This is a genomic window from Rhodobacter maris, assembly GCF_900217815.1.
Lineage (GTDB): Bacteria > Pseudomonadota > Alphaproteobacteria > Rhodobacterales > Rhodobacteraceae > Rhodobacter > Rhodobacter maris.
The window spans coordinates 23,464-40,740 of the sequence record NZ_OBMT01000012.1 but is presented as its reverse complement, the minus strand read 5'-3'; the positions used below and the strand labels follow the sequence as shown (position 1 = coordinate 40,740).

At 65.0% G+C, this 17,277-nt stretch carries 14 protein-coding genes and 1 tRNA gene; 12 read left to right on the top strand and 3 right to left on the bottom strand.

The annotated features are described in order from the left end of the window. Positions 1-177 precede the first annotated feature (177 nt). From CRO22_RS14220 to chrA, 10 genes are all read left to right on the top strand, one after another. Positions 178-708 (top strand): cold-shock protein, encoded by a 531-nt coding sequence (locus CRO22_RS14220; RefSeq protein ID WP_097070830.1) that lies wholly within the window; start codon positions 178-180, stop codon positions 706-708. A gap of 161 nt (positions 709-869) precedes the next feature. Beyond that, the gene (locus tag CRO22_RS19215) at positions 870-1,190 is read left to right on the top strand and encodes a DUF192 domain-containing protein (RefSeq protein WP_245860986.1); all 321 of its coding nucleotides are present in this window, start codon (positions 870-872) and stop codon (positions 1,188-1,190) included. Positions 1,191-1,236: 46 nt separating this feature from the next. Beyond that, a tRNA-Pro gene (locus CRO22_RS14210) sits at positions 1,237-1,313 on the top strand. A gap of 694 nt (positions 1,314-2,007) precedes the next feature. Beyond that, positions 2,008-5,682 carry a vitamin B12-dependent ribonucleotide reductase gene (locus tag CRO22_RS14205; protein WP_097070828.1) on the top strand — a complete coding sequence of 1,225 codons (3,675 nt, stop codon included), beginning with the start codon at positions 2,008-2,010 and terminating at the stop codon, positions 5,680-5,682. 308 nt (positions 5,683-5,990) lie between these two features. Further along, complete coding sequence (locus tag CRO22_RS19430) at positions 5,991-6,245, top strand: hypothetical protein (RefSeq protein WP_394341498.1); 255 nt, start codon at positions 5,991-5,993, stop codon at positions 6,243-6,245. A gap of 63 nt (positions 6,246-6,308) precedes the next feature. After that, positions 6,309-6,566, top strand: a complete 258-nt coding sequence (locus tag CRO22_RS14195; protein WP_097070826.1) for a hypothetical protein — start codon at positions 6,309-6,311, stop codon at positions 6,564-6,566. A 551-nt stretch (positions 6,567-7,117) separates the two neighbouring features. Beyond that, positions 7,118-7,459 (top strand): hypothetical protein, encoded by a 342-nt coding sequence (locus CRO22_RS14190; RefSeq protein ID WP_097070825.1) that lies wholly within the window; start codon positions 7,118-7,120, stop codon positions 7,457-7,459. Positions 7,460-7,496: 37 nt separating this feature from the next. After that, the gene (locus CRO22_RS14185; RefSeq protein WP_097070824.1) at positions 7,497-8,981 is read left to right on the top strand and encodes a multicopper oxidase family protein; all 1,485 of its coding nucleotides are present in this window, start codon (positions 7,497-7,499) and stop codon (positions 8,979-8,981) included. 12 nt (positions 8,982-8,993) lie between these two features. Beyond that, positions 8,994-9,464 carry a DUF411 domain-containing protein gene (locus CRO22_RS14180; RefSeq protein WP_097070823.1) on the top strand — a complete coding sequence of 157 codons (471 nt, stop codon included), beginning with the start codon at positions 8,994-8,996 and terminating at the stop codon, positions 9,462-9,464. Positions 9,465-9,540: 76 nt separating this feature from the next. Next, positions 9,541-10,905, top strand: a complete 1,365-nt coding sequence (gene chrA / locus CRO22_RS14175; protein WP_097070822.1) for a chromate efflux transporter — start codon at positions 9,541-9,543, stop codon at positions 10,903-10,905. Positions 10,906-11,429: 524 nt separating this feature from the next. On the opposite strand, the gene CRO22_RS14170 is transcribed toward chrA, so the two are convergent. Further along, positions 11,430-12,833, bottom strand: coding sequence for an MFS transporter (locus tag CRO22_RS14170; protein WP_097070821.1), 1,404 nt, complete (start codon positions 12,831-12,833; stop codon positions 11,430-11,432). Between the two features lie 245 nt (positions 12,834-13,078). Between CRO22_RS14170 and CRO22_RS14165 the strand changes: the two genes are divergently transcribed. Further along, positions 13,079-14,068: an aldo/keto reductase gene (locus CRO22_RS14165; protein ID WP_097070820.1), complete on the top strand. Its 990-nt coding sequence runs from the start codon at positions 13,079-13,081 to the stop codon at positions 14,066-14,068. Between the two features lie 22 nt (positions 14,069-14,090). On the opposite strand, the gene CRO22_RS14160 is transcribed toward CRO22_RS14165, so the two are convergent. Beyond that, positions 14,091-14,984 (bottom strand): LysR family transcriptional regulator, encoded by an 894-nt coding sequence (locus CRO22_RS14160; RefSeq protein ID WP_097070819.1) that lies wholly within the window; start codon positions 14,982-14,984, stop codon positions 14,091-14,093. Positions 14,985-15,098: 114 nt separating this feature from the next. Between CRO22_RS14160 and CRO22_RS14155 the strand changes: the two genes are divergently transcribed. Continuing rightward, entirely contained in the window at positions 15,099-16,121 is a 1,023-nt protein-coding gene (locus CRO22_RS14155) for an alcohol dehydrogenase catalytic domain-containing protein (protein WP_097070818.1), read from the top strand. An 82-nt stretch (positions 16,122-16,203) separates the two neighbouring features. Here the strand turns inward: CRO22_RS14155 and CRO22_RS14150 are convergent, their stop codons facing one another. Further along, the gene (locus CRO22_RS14150) at positions 16,204-17,271 is read right to left on the bottom strand and encodes a GlxA family transcriptional regulator (RefSeq protein WP_245860985.1); all 1,068 of its coding nucleotides are present in this window, start codon (positions 17,269-17,271) and stop codon (positions 16,204-16,206) included. Positions 17,272-17,277: the final 6 nt, after the last annotated feature.

The window sequence follows — 17,277 nt, the reverse complement described above, 5'->3', positions numbered from 1 at the left end:
CTTTCGATCCGGTCGGTTACAGTTCCCGATCACGGCGGTCATTCACGCTTCGCGAATTGCAAAACATCCGAACCGAACAGTCTTTTCGGCTTGAAACCGGTCGCTGACCTGTGACAACTGGAAGCTGACGCGCGAGAGATCCAGAAGCGGCCCGCGCAAGGCCAAGGACAACGGCGAATGCTGGAAACACACAACAGTGTCCGGGAAGTAACCGGGCGCGTGAAATGGTTTGATGCCGGCAAGGGGTTCGGTTTCATCCTCGACGCAGAGGGCGGCCCGGACATCTTGCTGCACGCGAATGTGCTTCGCAATTTCGGTCAGGGATCGGTGGCGGACAATGCCGGGATCCGGGTGCGGGTGCAGGCGACGCCGCGAGGTGCGCAGGCGGTCGAGGTGCTCGAGATCCTGCCGCCCGAGGCCGAAACCCGGCTCGCGCCGATCGAGGATCTGGGCGAGACCGACCCCGAGATGGTCGCGGCGCTGCCCTATGAACCGGCACGGGTGAAGTGGTTTGACAAGGCCAAGGGGTTTGGCTTTGCAAATGTGTTCGGTCGGCCCGAAGATGTGTTCATTCATGTCGAGGTGCTGCGCCGCTCGGGCTTTGCCGATCTGGCGCCGGGGGAAGCGGTATGTCTGAAGGTGATCGAGGGACGGCGCGGTCGCATGGCGGCGCAGGTCGCAAGCTGGGAAGCGGCGCTGCGCGCCTGATCTGTTTATCGCTTTCTTTGTGCGCGGCCGGGGCGGCTCTGGCCGGACCCTGTGCGCCCCAGGCTCATGACCCCGCCGCCCTTGTGGCGGCGCGCGCGTCAGGTGACAGGGCGGCGCTCTGCGTCCTCGACCGGGATGGCGCAGAGCTTGCGGGCATCGCCGTGGAGATCGCTGACGACGAGGCCGAACGCGCGCGGGGGCTGATGGGGCGCACCATGCTCGCGCCCGGAACCGGGATGCTGTTCTTCTACGAGAGCCCACGCGAGGTGGCGTTCTGGATGCAGGACACGCTGATCCCGCTCGACATGATCTTTCTTGACGAGGAGGGGCGGATCGCGCGGATCCATGCGGGGGCGCGACCGCTCGACGAGACGCCAATCCCCTCGGGCGGGCCGGTGCGCTATGTGCTTGAGCTCGGCGGCGGACAGGCGGCGAAGCTGGGGCTGGTGCCGGGGTTTGCGGTAGCACCGCTCGTTCCCTGAGATTTCCGCTTTTCAGCACCGCGCCCTGCCGCTAGAGAGGGCGCGTCGGGGCGTAGCGCAGCCTGGTAGCGCGTCTGTTTTGGGTACAGAAGGTCGTGAGTTCGAATCTCGCCGCCCCGACCATCCTGCCGATGGGCCTTTCGTGCTCCTGTAAATCCGAAAAATGTACCGACTCGGGGCCCCATCCTTATTTGCGGATCGGGAATCGAAAGGATATTTCCGCTACATATGGTATGGGCGAGGCCTGCTCGCAGGGGCTTTGTCTTGTGGTGCAAGGGGGCCGAAGCCGCGAATCCCCCGCGGTCGTTCGGAGCGTCTTTTGCTTCCTTTTTCCGCGCTTTGGCGATGAACCGTGGCAGATCGGTCCCCGTGCAGCCGCAGCATGGACCGGGCGTGACCCGCGCTCAAATTCTCCACAAGATATTGGGGGGCTGTGGATGATTTCGACATCATCAACAACTTTGACGTGTAAAATGGCGCGCCGAAAGGGAAATTCGCGCCCTGACTGCGCCGCGCCGCGGCCCTGCCGGATGTGGAAGAATCTGGGCGGAAAATCCGCCATCCCCCGTCAACAGAAAAACGCGCCTGGAATTGGTGAAAATTGCGTTGACGCTGCCTGCTACACGCGGCAGGTTGTGGGACGTCATAAGTTGAGCCACCAGATTTAGTGTTGGGCGCTCAAGCGAGACAGCCAATCAAAACGGTCGGCCGCCAGGCACGATCCGCAGTTGCGAGATCCCGGGCGGGGGTTTGCAAGCGGATCTTTCCTGCGTCTCAAGACCGAAACGAGACCACGAACGCACCAAGGGACGGGCAGATGAAGATCGAACGCAAGTTCACCTCGGCGGAAAGCGGCGCCTATGGCGCAATTGCCTTTACCACCACCACCTCGGAGATCCGCAACCCGGATGGCAAGATCGTGTTCCACAACGATTGCGTCGAGGTTCCCGAGCAGTTCAGCCAGGTGGCCGCCGATGTGATGGCGCAGAAATATTTCCGCAAGGCGGGCGTTCCGGCCGCGCTCAAGCGGGTGAAGGAAGAGGGCCTGCCCGCGTTCCTGTGGCGCTCCGTGCCCGATACTGCCAAGCTTGAAAAACTGCCTGAAGATCAACGCTTTGTCGGCGAAACTTCGGCCAAGCAAGTGTATGACCGGATGGCCGGCGCCTGGACCTATTGGGGCTGGAAGGGCGGCTATTTCTCGACCGAGGAAGATGCGCGCGCCTATTTCGACGAGATGCGCTACATGCTCGCGGCGCAGATGGCGGCACCGAACTCGCCGCAATGGTTCAACACCGGGCTGCACTGGGCTTACGGCATCGACGGGCCGAGCCAAGGCCATTACTACGTTGATTTCATGTCGGGCAAGCTCGTGAAATCGGCCTCGGCCTATGAGCATCCGCAACCCCATGCCTGCTTCATCCAATCGGTGAAGGACGACCTCGTGGGCGAGGGCGGCATCATGGATCTGTGGGTGCGCGAGGCGCGGCTGTTCAAATACGGCTCCGGCACCGGCACCAACTTCTCGAGCTTGCGCGCCGAGGGCGAAAAGCTCTCGGGCGGGGGCAAATCCTCGGGCCTGATGGGGTTTCTGAAAATCGGCGACCGCGCGGCGGGTGCGATCAAATCGGGCGGCACCACGCGGCGCGCCGCCAAGATGGTGATCTGCGACATGGATCACCCCGATATCGAGGAATTCGTGAACTGGAAGGTGATCGAAGAGCAAAAGGTTGCCTCGCTCGTTGCCGGTTCGAAAATGCACGAGCGCGAGCTGAACCGGATCTTCGAGGCGATCCGCAGCTTTGACGGCTCGGAGGCCGGACGCGTCGATCCGGCGGTGAACGAGGGGCTCAAAGCGGCGATCCGCTCCGCCAAGAAGGCGATGATCCCGGAGACCTATATCAACCGCGTGCTGCAATATGCGCGGCAGGGCTTCACCTCGATCGAATTCCCCACCTATGACACCGATTGGGACAGCGACGCCTATATCTCGGTCTCGGGGCAAAACTCGAACAACTCGGTGCGGGTCACCAACGCCTTCCTGAAGGCGGTGAAGGACGATGCCGACTGGGAGCTTCTGCGCCGCACCGATGGCGGCGTGGCCAAAGTGATCAAGGCGCGCGATCTGTGGGATCAGGTCGGCCATGCCGCCTGGGCCTGCGCAGACCCGGGGATCCAGTTCCATGACACGGTGAACGAGTGGCACACCTGCCCCGAAGACGGGCCGATCCGCGGCTCGAACCCGTGCTCGGAATACATGTTCCTCGACGACACCGCCTGCAACCTCGCCTCGATGAACCTGCTGACCTTCTTCAAGGGCGGCGAGTTCGATGCGGAAGCCTATGTCCATGCCACCCGGCTCTGGACGGTGACGCTCGAGATCTCGGTGACGATGGCGCAATTCCCCTCGAAGGAAATCGCGCAGCGCTCTTATGATTTCCGCACGCTGGGCCTTGGCTATGCCAATATCGGCGGGCTCCTGATGAACATGGGGCTTGGCTATGACAGCGATGCGGGCCGCGCGCTCTGCGGCGCGCTGACCGCGATCATGACCGGTATCGCCTATGCGACCTCGGCCGAGATGGCGGCCGAACTCGGCGCCTTCCCGGGCTATGCGAAAAACGCAGGCCACATGCTGCGGGTGATCCGCAACCACCGCGCCGCAGCGCATGGCAACGGCGCCTATGAGGGGCTGCAGGTGCCGCCCGTCGCGCTGGATGCGCCGAATTGCCCCGATCAGGGGTTGATCGCGCTCGCCAAGATGGCGTGGGACGAGGCGCTCGCGCTTGGCGAGGCGCATGGCTACCGCAACGCGCAGGTCTCGGTGATTGCCCCGACGGGCACGATCGGCCTCGTGATGGATTGCGACACGACCGGGATCGAACCCGATTTCGCGCTCGTCAAGTTCAAGAAACTCGCGGGCGGCGGCTATTTCAAGATCATCAACCGCTCGGTGCCCGCGGCGCTGGAGGGGCTTGGCTACGGGTCGGCGCAAGTCGCGGAAATCATCGCCTATGCGGTCGGCCACGGCAGCCTTGGCAATTGCCCGGGCATCAACCACACCGCGCTGATCGGCCATGGCTTCGGCGCGCGCGAGATCGAGAAGGTGGAAGCCGCGCTGCCCTCGGCTTTCGACATCCGCTTCGTCTTCAACCAATGGACGCTGGGCGAGGATTTCTGCACCAAGACGCTCGGCATCCCGGCCGAGAAGCTCAACGACCCCACTTTCGACATGCTGCGCCATCTGGGCTTCACCCGCGCGCAGATCGACGCCGCCAACGACCATGTTTGCGGCACGATGACCCTGGAGGGCGCGCCGTTCCTCAAGCCCGAGCATTACGCCGTCTTCGACTGCGCCAATGCCTGCGGCAAGAAGGGCAAGCGCTATCTGAGCGTGGAGAGCCATATCCGCATGATGGCGGCTGCGCAGAGCTTCATCTCCGGCGCGATCTCGAAAACCATCAACATGGCGAACAGTGCGCGCATCGAGGATGTGAAGGCGGCCTATGAGCTGAGCTGGTCGCTCGGCATCAAGGCGAATGCGCTTTACCGCGACGGCTCGAAACTTTCCCAGCCGCTCGCCGCGGCGCTGGTGGAAGACGACGAGGAAGCCGAAGAGATCCTCGCCACCGGCAGCCAGGCCGCGAAGGCCGCGGTGCTGGCCGAGAAAATTGTCGAGAAGATCGTGGTGAAGGAGATCGTTCGCTCGCACCGCGAAAAACTGCCCGACCGCCGCAAGGGCTACACGCAAAAGGCCGTGGTCGGTGGCCACAAGGTCTATCTGCGCACCGGCGAATATGGCGATGGCTCGCTGGGCGAGATCTTCATCGACATGCACAAGGAAGGCGCGGGCTTCCGCGCGATGATGAACAACTTCGCAATCGCGGTCTCGGTGGGGCTGCAATATGGTGTGCCGCTGGAAGAATTCGTCGATGCCTTCACCTTCACCAAATTCGAGCCCGCGGGCATGGTGCAGGGCAATGACAGCATCAAGAACGCCACCTCGATACTGGACTATGTGTTCCGCGAACTGGCGGTGAGCTATCTCGACCGTACCGATCTGGCCCATATCAAGCCGCAGGGCACTGCTTTCGACGACCTTGGTGGCGGCGCCAACGAGGGCAAGCGCAATGTCGAGCCGGTGAGCGAGAGCGCGGCCTCGAAATCGCTCGAAGTGCTGCGCCAGATCTCCTCGACCGGCTATTTGCGCAAGCGGCTGCCGCAAGAGCTTGTGGTGCTGCGCGGCGGGGCCGGGCAGATGGACCCGGTGGCGGCGCTCAACACGCTGGTGCCCGAGACCGCGATGGCGGTGGGGGCCAATGTCGCCGTCTCGACCGCGATCGCCTCGGGCGTGGTGGCGATGGATGCGCGCGCCAAGGCGAAGATGCAGGGCTACGAGGGCGAGGCCTGCGGCGAATGCGGCAACTATACGCTCGTGCGCAACGGCACCTGCATGAAATGCAACACCTGCGGCGCCACGAGCGGTTGTAGCTGAGAGGTTGAAGGTTGGGGCGCAAAGGTTCGAGCTTTGCGCCCCGGCTTTCCGGCGGATGATTGGCACACCGTCGGATTACCAAATCTCGGCCCTCCCGGGTCGATAGGCTCGGGAAATCATGGCTGAGGGGCGGTATCAATAACGTGTCGGTCTATCCACAGACCTATCCCATGGAAAACGTGGGAGGTTGTGGGAAAATCGAAAGGAGTTGGGCTGTGTCCCACACTAGCAATGGCACTTACACGGTGCGTTTCCGTAGTAGCTTGGGCTCAGTCGGGGCCGGGGTTATTGAACTCGAGGACCTGACTGTGAAAGGGGGCGACTCAGCGTTTATTTTCTCCGGCAAGTTCCAAGAGCAGGGAGATACACTGGTCGGCAAAGTGAGTGTTCGTCAACACTCCGGCTACGGAATGTCGATCTTCGGACCTTTGAGCAGTTTCGTGTTGGAACTCAAAGGTCAATTGGTCTCCGGCAGGGGCGTTTTCTCTGGGTATGTTTCGGGGAAGCCAAATCTCAAGGTAACCGTCGAACTGCAACGGGCTAATCTCGTGGCAGCTGAATGAACGTCGATCAGGGGGCAGCGCGATGCCTCCTGAAACTCTTCTTCCTATAGGCAATAGAAGCTCATGCATCTGATCGTTGGCACCAAGACCCTGCCCGAAGTGGCGCTGCGCCCTATCCCCGGCGGCTATGAAGCCGAGGCGAAGGGCGAGGCGCTGCGGCGGTTGCTCGATGCCACCTTCGGCGGCGCCTCGATTGAGGTCACGGGCGAGGCGGCCGGGGGTGCTGCGGCGGTGCAGGGGCTCGATGTGACCGACATCCGCATGGGCGGCGCGACCACCACCGTCACGCTGATGAAAGCGGGCGCGCGCGTGTTGAATTGAGAGATCGGGGGCAGGTGCGCTTGCCCCAGACGTCGAGAAGGCCCAGGCGAAACCAAAACCTCGGGCACCAATGAAGAGCCTGATCGACGAACCTGGCCCCTGTCCGCAAGGATGGGGGCCTTTTCCTGCGTTGGGTCTTGCCACGAAGCGGGGGCGAACAAGACCAGTTTCTCGGCGGCAAGCCCGCCTCGGCCGTATTCTCCCCGCAAAGGTCAGAGCGTCGGACACGGCCCGATCTGCCCGGCCTGACCTGCCGCGCATAGTGCCGTGACGCTCCCGGTGCGGATCGACGTACCCGGCCCTTTCGAGGCAAACGACCTTCACGGCACCGGCCTGCGAACCGGTCATTCGAGCCCACCGCAGCAAGGGGTGTGAGCCGCCCATTGCCTTCGGTCGTGCCGGGCGCAGCGCAAGGTTTGGCAAAGGCACCCCGGGCAATTTGCTCACGGTGATGTCGCATCATCATGCCTGAAGAGAACCGAGGGAGCCGCCACGCTTTGCTCATGAAATCGTCACCTGACAGCGGCCCCGTCTCGTGCCATGCTGCGCCCATGCGGATTCTTTGCGCCCTGCTTCGCCTGACCCTGATCGCCGTCTTTCTGGCGGCGCTTGGAACCGCTGCACCGGTCGTCGCCGCGCCTCCGGCCTGTCCGCATCACGGCACTGATTGCATGAAGGACATGGGCGGGATGCCGTCTCTGTCTGCCTCACACCATACCGACCCTGCCGCGCCGGACGGCTGCCTGCATCATTGTCTGTCCGCGTCGCTGACGCCCGAGCCGGTGCAGCCCGCAGAACGGGCCGAGCGTATCTCGCGCCTCTTCCCGCCTGCGGTTCCGGTGCTGCTGGCGCTCGTTTCCCCCGAACCCGAGGGCCCGCCGCCCCGCGTCTGATCTTCGCCACGTTCCCCTTCTTGAACCGGAGATCACCATGACCAATCTTTCCCGCCGCGGCTTTCTGGCCGCCTCTGCGGCCTTTGCCGCGCTCCCCCTTGTGCCTGCCCGCGCCCGGGCTGCTGCCGACGCCTTTTCGCTCACCGCCACGACGCGGGTGATCGAGGTGAATGGTCGTGCAGCGACCGTGATGGGCCTTCTGGATGCGCAGGGCCGGTCCGGCCTGCGCCTTGATCCGGGCCAGCGCTTTCGCACCGATCTGACGAATGCGCTTGCGATCGACACCATCGTGCATTGGCACGGGCAGATCCCGCCCAATGCGCAAGACGGCGTGCCGAACACCAACCCGATGCTGAAACCCGGCCAAAGCCGCAGCTTCGATTTCGAAGCCCGCCCGGGCACTTTCTGGATGCACAGCCACATCCCCGATCAGGAAATCGGTCTTCTGGCCGCGCCGCTGATCGTGCGCCGCCCCGAAGAGGTCGCCGAAGACCGGCAGGAAGTGGTGATGCTGCTCCATGACTTCGCCTTTGCGACCCCGCAAGAGGTGCTCGAGACGATCACCGGCGGCACGGCGATGGACCACAACGCCATGGATCATTCCGCCGCGCCGATGCCGGGCATGCAGGGCATGGGGGGAATGGGCGCCATGATGTCCATGCCCGGCATGGCAGAGATGCACGCCGCGATGGAAGGCGGTATGTCGATGGATCTGAACGATTACGACTTCGACGCCTATCTGGCGAACGACCGGACGCTCGCCGATCCCGAGGTGGTGCGGGTCGAAAAGGGCGGCCGGGTGCGGCTGCGGGTGATCGACGGGGCGGCGATGACCGCCTTCTGGATCGACACCGGCGCGGCAAAGGCGCGGCTCGTCGCGGTCGATGGCAACCCGGTGGTGCCGCTGCCGGGCACGCGGTTTGCGATTTCGCCCGGGCAGCGGCTCGACATTGAAATCGAGATGCCGGGCGACGGCGCCGCCCTGCCGATCCTTGCGCTGCGCGAAGGCACGCGCGAGCGCACCGGGCTGATCCTCGCGCCGAAAGGGGCGGCAGTGCCGAAGCTGGCCGATCTTTCTGACGTGCCCCATTCGGCGGTCTCGGGGGACATGACGCAGGAATTGGCGCTCCGCGCCGTCACGCCGCTTCCCGCACGGACTGCCACAGCGCAGCCGATGGTGATGCTGATGGGGATGATGATGCCCTATCAATGGACGATCGACGGGCGGACATGGGATAACCGCTTGCCCGTGAAGGCGAAATCGGGCGAACGAGTCGAGATGATGTTTCACAACATGTCGATGATGGCGCATCCGATGCATCTGCACGGCCATGTGTTTCAGGTGGTCGAGGTGAACGGCGCCCGTTTCGAGGGCGCGGTGCGCGATACCGTCTCGGTGCCGCCGATGGGCAGCGTGACGGTCGCGCTGGATGCGGGCGAGGCCGCGCCATGGATGCTGCATTGTCACCACATGGGGCATCTCGCCACCGGCATGATGACCGAATTCCACGTCAGCGCCTGAGGGGGAACCGACATGACCAAGCACGACCTGTCCCGCCGTCAGATCCTCGCCCTTGTGGCGGGGCTTCTGGCCGCGTCCCCGCTTGCCGCCGCAGAACCGGTGGCAATCACTGTCGTCAAGGATCCCGACTGCAGTTGCTGCGAAGCCTGGATCGATGTGTTGCGGGCCGACGGCTTTGCCGTGACGGTGCGGGTGATCGATTACGACGCGCTGCAGGCGCTCAAGGTGCAAAGCGGCATCCCCGCGCCGATGCGTTCGTGTCATACCGCCCGCGTCGAGGGATATGTGATCGAGGGCCACGTTCCCCCGGCCGACATCCGAAGGCTTCTGGCAGAACGCCCCGCGGCGCTCGGGCTGGCCGTGCCCGGAATGCCGCTCGGCGCCCCCGGCATGGGGCCTGAAGATCAGCGCGAGGCCTATGACGTGCATCTGATCACGCCCGACGGCCAGACCCGCGTCTTTGCCCATTACGACGCGGCCTGATCTGCGCCCAAGCCTGTTCCGTGCGGGTTTGACAGGCCCGCATGGGGCAGCACATCCTTGCCGCAGGAGGGCCCTGATGCCCGCGACCATCGAACGGCCCGGTCTGGGCGAAGCGGCGCGCGTCTGGGCGCGGATCGCGGGCCTGTCCTTTGGCGGGCCGGCGGGGCAGATCGCGGTCATGCACCGCATTCTTGTCGAGGAGAAACGCTGGCTTGGAGACGCGCGTTTCCTGCATGCGCTGAACTTTTGCATGCTGTTGCCCGGTCCCGAGGCGATGCAGCTGGCCACCTATATCGGCTGGCTGATGCATGGCGTGCGCGGCGCACTGCTGGCGGGCCTGCTGTTCATCGCGCCCGGTGTGGCTGCACTGATGGCCCTCAGCTGGATCTATGCGCTTTGGGGCGAGGTCGGGCTGGTTGCGGGCCTGTTCTTCGGGCTCAAAGCCGGGGTGCTGGCGATCGTTGCGCAGGCGGTGGCGCGGGTGGCGAAACGCGCGTTAAAGACGGCGGCGCAACGGGCGCTGGCGCTGGCTGCTTTTGTGGGGATTTTCGTCTTTGCGCTGCCGTTTCCGCTCATCGTGGCGGCGTCGGCGCTGATTGGCGTGCTTGGTGGCCTGATCGCGCCCAAGGCCTTCGCTCCCGGCGGGCATGGCGCGGCGGGCGCCCCTGCGATCACCGATGCCGAAACGGTTCTGGGCGAGGAGCACGGCGACCCGACCGGAGCCGAGCGTCGCGCCGCGCTGAAGGCAGCCACCGTGGTGCTGATGCTTTGGCTGGTTCCGGTGGCGGCGCTTTGTCTGCTTGCGCCGGAGAGTGTCTTCACCGCGATTGCGCTCTTCTTTTCGAAACTGGCCGTGCTGAGCTTTGGCGGCGCCTATGCGGTGCTGGCTTGGGTGGCGCAGGCGGCGGTAACCGATTACGGCTGGCTTGCCCCGGGCGACATGCTGAACGGGCTGGGCATGGCGGAAACGACGCCGGGGCCGTTGATCATGGTGCTGCAATTCGTGGGCTTCATGGCGGCCTTTCGCATCGCGGGCTGGGAGGCGCCGCTCATTGCGGGCACATTGGGCGGCCTCCTTGCCAGCTGGGTGACCTTTGCCCCCTGTTTTGCCTGGATTTTCCTTGGCGCGCCCTTCATCGAGCGGCTGCGCACAAACCGGGCCCTGGGCGCGGCGCTTTCGGCGGTGACGGCGGCGGTGGTGGGGGTGATCACGAACCTTGCGCTCTGGTTCGCGCTGCATCTGCTCTGGCGCGAGGTGGGGCGGGTCGATCTCGGGCCGGCCGCTCTTGATCTGCCGCAGATCACCACGCTCGATCTGCCCGCGACGCTGATTGCCGCCTTGGCACTTTGGGCGGTGTTCAAGCGTGGCTGGGGCATGGCAGGGGTGCTGGCCGGGTCGGCGAGCCTTGGAATTCTGACCCATTTGGCGGGGCTGGCCTGAGCCCGGCGTCCTTGGCCTCAAATGGATTTGCTCCGAGACGACCTCTCGTGCCGGACATGCCGGGTCTGCGCCGGGGCAAAGACCCCGCCAAGCGCATCATGGAAGGATATTCTTGACGGCCAAGAGGGGCTCTGACGCCTCAAACCCGAACGAGGGGAAAGCCACGACACCCTTCTTGCAGCCCACGCGCGAACGACCGCTTCGATGCACCGCGTTGTGTTCAGCGACGGGCTCCTCCGGTACGACAAATACTGCCCCAGAAACCGCCGCTGCAGCAATCTCAGCGAGAGGCGTGGGCGGCCCTGAGCCGCCGATCGTGCGGGGCGCGGTGCGAAGCCTGGCACCGTCTCGACGGGTGGCAAACGGACTTTAAGTATGGCGGGCCGCCTCCAAGGTCGCTGCGCTGAAACTGGAAATAGGCGTCGTCCATCGTTGTCGAGCGAAGCACGGTTCCCGGCGGGACCGACCCGCTACCGGGTGGTCCGCGGCCCCACGCGCCTCCTCGAAACGCGGGTCTGCCGGCGCTACCGCCGACATTCGGCCGGACGGATCAGGGCAAGGCTGATCATCCCCCCAAGCCCCGCCAAAGCCGCCGCCCCGTGCAGCCCGGCCACAATCCCTTGGGCAAGGGCCGCCTCGGGGGGCGAAACGCCCCGCATCGCGGCGGCGAAAACGGTGATCAGCGTGGCCAGCCCCAGCGTGCCGCCCAGTTGATGCGCGACATTCACCAGACCCGAGGCAGCCCCGGCCTCCTCGGGGGCGACCCCGCGCATCGCGGCGGCGGTCAGCGGGCTAAGACCCAGCCCGTTACCGATGCCGATCAGAAGCATGGGCGCCGCGACGGCGTCGAGGTAACAGCCGTCAAGGCTTGCCTGCGCCAGCCAGACAAGGCCCAAAGCGATGGCAAGGAAGGCCGCGATCAGCACCGGGCCGTTGCTGAAGGCCCGCACAAGGCGCGGCAGGGAAAGCGAGGCAAGGAAGGTCAGTACCGTCACCGGCAGAAAGCCAACCCCCGCCTGCACCGGCGTCAGGTGCAACTCGCCTTGCATCAGTTGCGTGGAAAAGAAGAAAAAGCTGACCATCGCGCCCAGAAACATCATCCGGGCAAGATAGGCGCCGACCCTTTCGCGGCTGGCGAACAGGCGCAACGGCAAGAGCGGGTTGGCCCGGCGGCGCTGCGCGATCAGGAAAGCCGCGATCAGCGCCAGCCCCGTCGCAATCGTGCCCAGGGTGACCGGATCGGTCCAGCCCGCTGTGGCCGAGCGCACGATGCCATAGACGAGCCCCGCCATGCCCAGCGTCGACAGGATGGCCCCGCTGATGTCAAGCCGCCCCCCGGTGCCGGGATGGCGCTGCAAAAGCCGTGCGGCGGCCCAATAGAGCACCCCCGCCACCGGTACGTTGACCAGAAAGCCGACCCGCCACGAGATCCAGCCGGCAAAGACCCCGCCCAGCACAAGCCCAAGGCTCGAGCCGATCCCGGCGGCGGCGGCGTATTGCGCAAGGGCACGGTTGCGTTCTTCCCCTTCCGCAAAGTGGATGGTCAAAAGCGAGAGCGTCGTCGGCGCCAGCACCGCCGCCCCTGCGCCCTGCACCGCGCGGGCGATCAACAAGACCCCCGCACTCGGCGCCAGCCCGATCACAGCCGAGGCGAGCAGGAACACCGCCAGCCCCGCCAGATAGACCCGCCGCCGCCCCAGCACATCACCCGCCCGCGCGCCCAAAAGCATGAAGCCGCCGAAGCTGAGCGTATAAGCGTTTTGCACCCAGCTGAGCCCGGTCGGGCTGAAGCCAAGGCCGTCGCGGATCTCGGGCAGGCCGGTGATCACGATTGATGTGTCAAGAATGATCATCATGTAGGTTGCAAGTACGACGATCAACACGGCATGTTGTGTGCGACGTCGGGAGGGCAGGGGCATCTGCGGCATGGTCTGACCTTTCCCGGCCAGTTTGGCCGATCTCGCCGCCGATCTGCGCGCAATGCACTGCTCTGACCAGTGCCTGAATTGCGCTAAGGCTGATCTTCGTCGGATATGAATTGGGATGCCGCGACGGCCCGGATCATTCATATCCACAGCAGATGAAAGCAATCTGATTTCAGACGATTGCCGCCGCGCCCCGCCGCCCCCAGATTGATCGGCAGAAACGGTACCGCCGCTTGCAGGAGAAAGAGATGAAAACTCGCAGACTTGGCCCGCTTGAGGTCTCCGAAATCGGCTTTGGCACGATGAGTTTCGCCGCCACCTATGGCGCCGCCCCGGGCGAAGCCGAGGCGATCAGCGTCATCCGCGGCGCTTACGATCTGGGCGTGACGCATTTCGACACCGCCGAGATCTATGGACCTTGGACGAACGAGGTATTGCTGGGCAAGGCTTTGGCACCGATCCGCGACAAGGTGACGATCGCCACGAAATTCGGCTGGAACATCGATCAAGTCACCGGGGTGCGCGACTGGGGGCTGAACAGCCGACCCGAACGCATCCGTCAGGTGGCTGAGGCCAGTCTGAAGCGGTTGGGCGTCGAGGTGATCGACCTGTTCTACCAGCACCGCGTCGATCCCGATGTGCCGATGGAAGACGTCGCAGGCACAGTGCGCGATCTGATCGCCGAGGGAAAGGTGCGGGCCTTCGGTCTCTCCGAAGCCTCGGCCGAAAGCATCCGCCGCGCCCATGCGGTGCAGCCGGTGGCGGCCATTCAAAGCGAATATTCGCTGTGGACCCGAGAGCCCGAGCCGGAGATTTTGCCGCTTTGCGTCGAACTCGGCATCGGTTTCGTGCCGTGGAGCCCCTTGGGCGCGGGCTTCCTGACCGGCAAGATCGACGCCACGACCCAGATCGGCAGCGATGATTTCCGCGCCCATTCGCCGCGCTTTACGACGCAGGCGCGGGCGGCGAACATCGCGCTGGTCGATCTTCTGGCGCGCATCGCCACCGCCAAGGGGGCCACGCCCGCGCAGATCGCTTTGGCCTGGCTCTTGGCGCAGCGCCCCTTCATCGTACCGATCCCGGGCACGCGGCGGCTGGACCGCGTGGCCGAGAATGTGGGGGCGGCCTTGGTCAGCCTGACCGCCGAGGATCTGGCCGAGATCGAAGCCGAGGCGGCGAAGATCGCGGTTCAAGGCGCGCGTCTGCCCGAGGCGATCCTTGCCCTTTCCTACCGCTGACCGCCCGACCCTTGGCGGGGGGCTACCCCCGCCAGCGCAGCGCGTCGATCAGAAGCCGAAACGCCGGGGTGATCTGGCGTCGGCTGGGGTAGTAAAGGTGATAGCCCGGAAACGGCGGGCACCAGTCGGCGAGCACCCGCACCAGCCGCCCCGAGGCGAGATGCGGGGCAAGATAATCGGTCATCAGGCACACAAGCCCCCGGCCATCGAGCGCCGCATGAAGCGCAAGCTCGGGGTCGTTCGTCGTGAATTGCCCCTCGACCCGAACCGTCAGGGGGCGGCCGTCCTTTTCGAATTCCCACGCATAAAGCCCGCCGAGCGTCGGCAGGCGCAGGTTGATGCAGTTGTGCCCCGTCAGGTCTTGCGGAGTTTGCGGCGCAGGACTGCGGGCGAAATAGGCGGGCGAGCCAGCCACGACCAGTTGCAGATCGCCCGAGATCCTGACCCCGATCATGTCCCGATCGACGCTTTCGCCAAGCCGGATGCCGGCATCGAACCCCTCTTTCGCAATATCGACAAAACGTTGATCGAGAAGGATTTCTACCCGCAGCTCGGGGTAATCGGCCATCAGCCGGTTCGCCACCGGCATCACGATCCGCTCGGCCGCATGGCGCGAGGCGGTCAGCCGGATCGTGCCCGATGGACGCGAGCGCATGTCATCGAGCGCGGCAAGTTGCGCCTCGATCCCGTCAAAGGCCGGGCGCAGCGCATCCACCAGCCGCTGCCCCGCCTCGGTCACGGAAACTGACCGGGTGGTCCGGGTCAGCAGCCGTACATCAAGCCGCTCTTCAAGCCGCCGCACCACGGCGCTGACCGCACTTTGCGAGGTGCCGAGCCGCGCCGCCGCGCGGGTAAAGCTGCGCTCCTCCGCCACTGCCAGAAAGGCGATCAGATCGCCCATTTCATCGCGCCGCATTCATCTTCCCCGAAGATAGACCCAATACCGGTCTAGCGCATTATCGTCGGGACGGAAAACCCCTAGCTTGCGCCCATGCCGCTGGGCCGGATGCCCCGTAAGAAAGGACAGAAGATGTATGCAACCGTGATGCACGGCCCCGGCGACGTTCGCTATGAACGTGTCGAGGATCCGAAAATTCTCAAACCCACCGATGCGATCATCAAGCTGGCGGCCACCTGCATCTGCGGCTCGGACCTTTGGCCCTATCGCGGCGCAAACCCGATCGATGCGCCGATGCACATGGGCCACGAATATTGCGGCGTCGTGGTCGAGGTGGGCTCTGAGGTCCGCTCCGTCAAACCCGGCCAGTTCGTCGTGGGCAGCTTTTGCCTTTCGGACAACACCTGCCCGCATTGCCAGTTCGGCTTTCAATCGTCGTGCGAGAGGCGCGAATTCATGACCGGCGCGCAGGCGCCCTATGCCCGCGTGCCCTTGGCCGATGGCACGCTGGTTGCCACCAAGGAGATGCCCGATGCCGCGATGATCCCGCATATGCTGGCGGTGTCGGATGTGCTGGGAACCGGCTGGTATGGTGCGGTGGCGGCCGATGTGCGCGAAGGCGGAACGGTGGTCGTGGTGGGCGATGGCGCGGTCGGGTTGATGGGGGTGATGGCGACGCAACAATTGGGCGCGGAACGCATCATCGCGATGAGCGGGCATGCGGCGCGGTCACAACTGGCGCTGGAGTTTGGCGCCACCGACATCGTTTCCGAACGCGGTGCAGAGGGGATCGCGCGCGTGCTGGAGCTGACCCGGGGCATCGGTGCGGCCTCGGTGATCGAGGCGGTGGGCACCGTCGGGTCGATGGCGCAGGCGACGGGCGTGTGCCGTCCCGGCGGCTCGATCGGCTATGTCGGCGTGCCGCATGGCGTCAGCTTCGACGGTCAGCAGATGTTCTTCAAGCAGCAGCGGATGCTGGGCGGCCCCGCCCCGGTGCGCCGCTTCCTGCCCGATCTGATGGACAGGGTGCTGGCGGGCCGGATCGCCCCGGGCAAGGTCTTCGATCTGGTGCTGCCCATCGCGGAGGTGGAGGAGGGCTACCGCGCGATGGACGAACGCCGCGCGATCAAGACCCTTTTGCAGGTGGAGGCGTAAAACAACGCGGCGCGCAGCCTTGTTGGTGCGAGACCAAATCCGCGCGGCGAACGCAAGCCAAGCTGTCTGGAGGCGGCTTGGCTCAGCTTTCCGGCTGCTTGGGACGGCTGGTTGATCGGCGCATCTGGGCAGGTTCAGGACCGCCGCGCAGGCCCCGGCTGAATTTGGTGGGGGCGATGCCGAACCTTGCGCGGAAGCTGCGCGACAGATGCGCCACGCTGCCAAAGCCGCAAGCCACCGCCACCTCGATCAGCGGCATATCGGTGGTCGAGAGCAAATTGCGCGCATGGTCGAGCCGCAGCCCGCGATAGAAATCCCCCGGCGTTTCGCCCAGAACCGACAGGAACATCCGCTCCACATGACGGCGCGAATAGCCTGAAAGCCGCGCCAGCTCGGTCAGCGGCAGCGGGTCTTCCAGATGCGCCTTCATCCGCGCCACCATCGCGATCAGCCCCGGATTGCGCGAGCGGATCAACACCGAAAGCGCCGAACGCTGCGCCGCATCGACCCCGACCATCACCTTGCGCAGGCACATTTCCGACACCATCGCCGCAAATTCCGCGCCGTGATCGGCGGCAATCAGCGCAATCATCATGTCGGTCGAGGCGGCCCCGCCGCCGCAGGTCATCACCCGTGGCGCGATCTCGAACATCGTCGGGCTGGGCGAGAGATCGGGAAAGGCCTCGCAAAAGGCGGGCTGGTTTTCCCAATGCAGCGTGAAGGGCGTGTTCGCCAAGAGCCCCGCCTCGGCCAGCGCCACGGCGCCGGTGCAAATGCCGCCCACGGTGCCGCCAAAGCGGGCATGGCGGCTGACCATCGCCACCACCGGCGGCGCGGCGGCGGCACTGGCCGGATTGCCCGAACAGACAAAGAGCCGGGTGTCGCGCGGCAGCGCCGCAAGATCGTCATCGGTGCAGACCGAAATCCCCGAAGACGAGGCCACCGCCTGACCCTCCTCCGACAGCAGCCGCCATTGATAAAGCGGCTGCTGCGAGAGCTGATTGGCGATGCGCAACGGCTCCACCGCCGAGGAAAAGGCCAAAAGCGTGAACCCCGGCACCAGCAGAAAGGCGTATTTGCGGGTCTCGCCCGGGGTTTTGACCGGGAAGAAAGCGGCGCCAAGCGGCACCAAGGGCGCAGAATCGGTCATCGTCGC

What these genes read in the sequence shown, in the direction of transcription:
- CRO22_RS14220 (WP_097070830.1), top strand. Translation starts at nt 178, where the DNA reads ATGCTGGAAACACACAACAGTGTCCGGGAAGTAACCGGGCGCGTGAAA.
- CRO22_RS14205 (WP_097070828.1), top strand. Translation starts at nt 2,008, where the DNA reads ATGAAGATCGAACGCAAGTTCACCTCGGCGGAAAGCGGCGCCTATGGC.
- CRO22_RS14195 (WP_097070826.1), top strand. Translation starts at nt 6,309, where the DNA reads ATGCATCTGATCGTTGGCACCAAGACCCTGCCCGAAGTGGCGCTGCGC.
- CRO22_RS14190 (WP_097070825.1), top strand. Translation starts at nt 7,118, where the DNA reads ATGCGGATTCTTTGCGCCCTGCTTCGCCTGACCCTGATCGCCGTCTTT.
- CRO22_RS14185 (WP_097070824.1), top strand. Translation starts at nt 7,497, where the DNA reads ATGACCAATCTTTCCCGCCGCGGCTTTCTGGCCGCCTCTGCGGCCTTT.
- CRO22_RS14180 (WP_097070823.1), top strand. Translation starts at nt 8,994, where the DNA reads ATGACCAAGCACGACCTGTCCCGCCGTCAGATCCTCGCCCTTGTGGCG.
- chrA (WP_097070822.1), top strand. Translation starts at nt 9,541, where the DNA reads ATGCCCGCGACCATCGAACGGCCCGGTCTGGGCGAAGCGGCGCGCGTC.
- CRO22_RS14170 (WP_097070821.1), bottom strand. Translation starts at nt 12,833, where the DNA reads ATGCCGCAGATGCCCCTGCCCTCCCGACGTCGCACACAACATGCCGTG.
- CRO22_RS14165 (WP_097070820.1), top strand. Translation starts at nt 13,079, where the DNA reads ATGAAAACTCGCAGACTTGGCCCGCTTGAGGTCTCCGAAATCGGCTTT.
- CRO22_RS14160 (WP_097070819.1), bottom strand. Translation starts at nt 14,984, where the DNA reads ATGCGGCGCGATGAAATGGGCGATCTGATCGCCTTTCTGGCAGTGGCG.
- CRO22_RS14155 (WP_097070818.1), top strand. Translation starts at nt 15,099, where the DNA reads ATGTATGCAACCGTGATGCACGGCCCCGGCGACGTTCGCTATGAACGT.
- CRO22_RS14150 (WP_245860985.1), bottom strand. Translation starts at nt 17,271, where the DNA reads ATGACCGATTCTGCGCCCTTGGTGCCGCTTGGCGCCGCTTTCTTCCCG.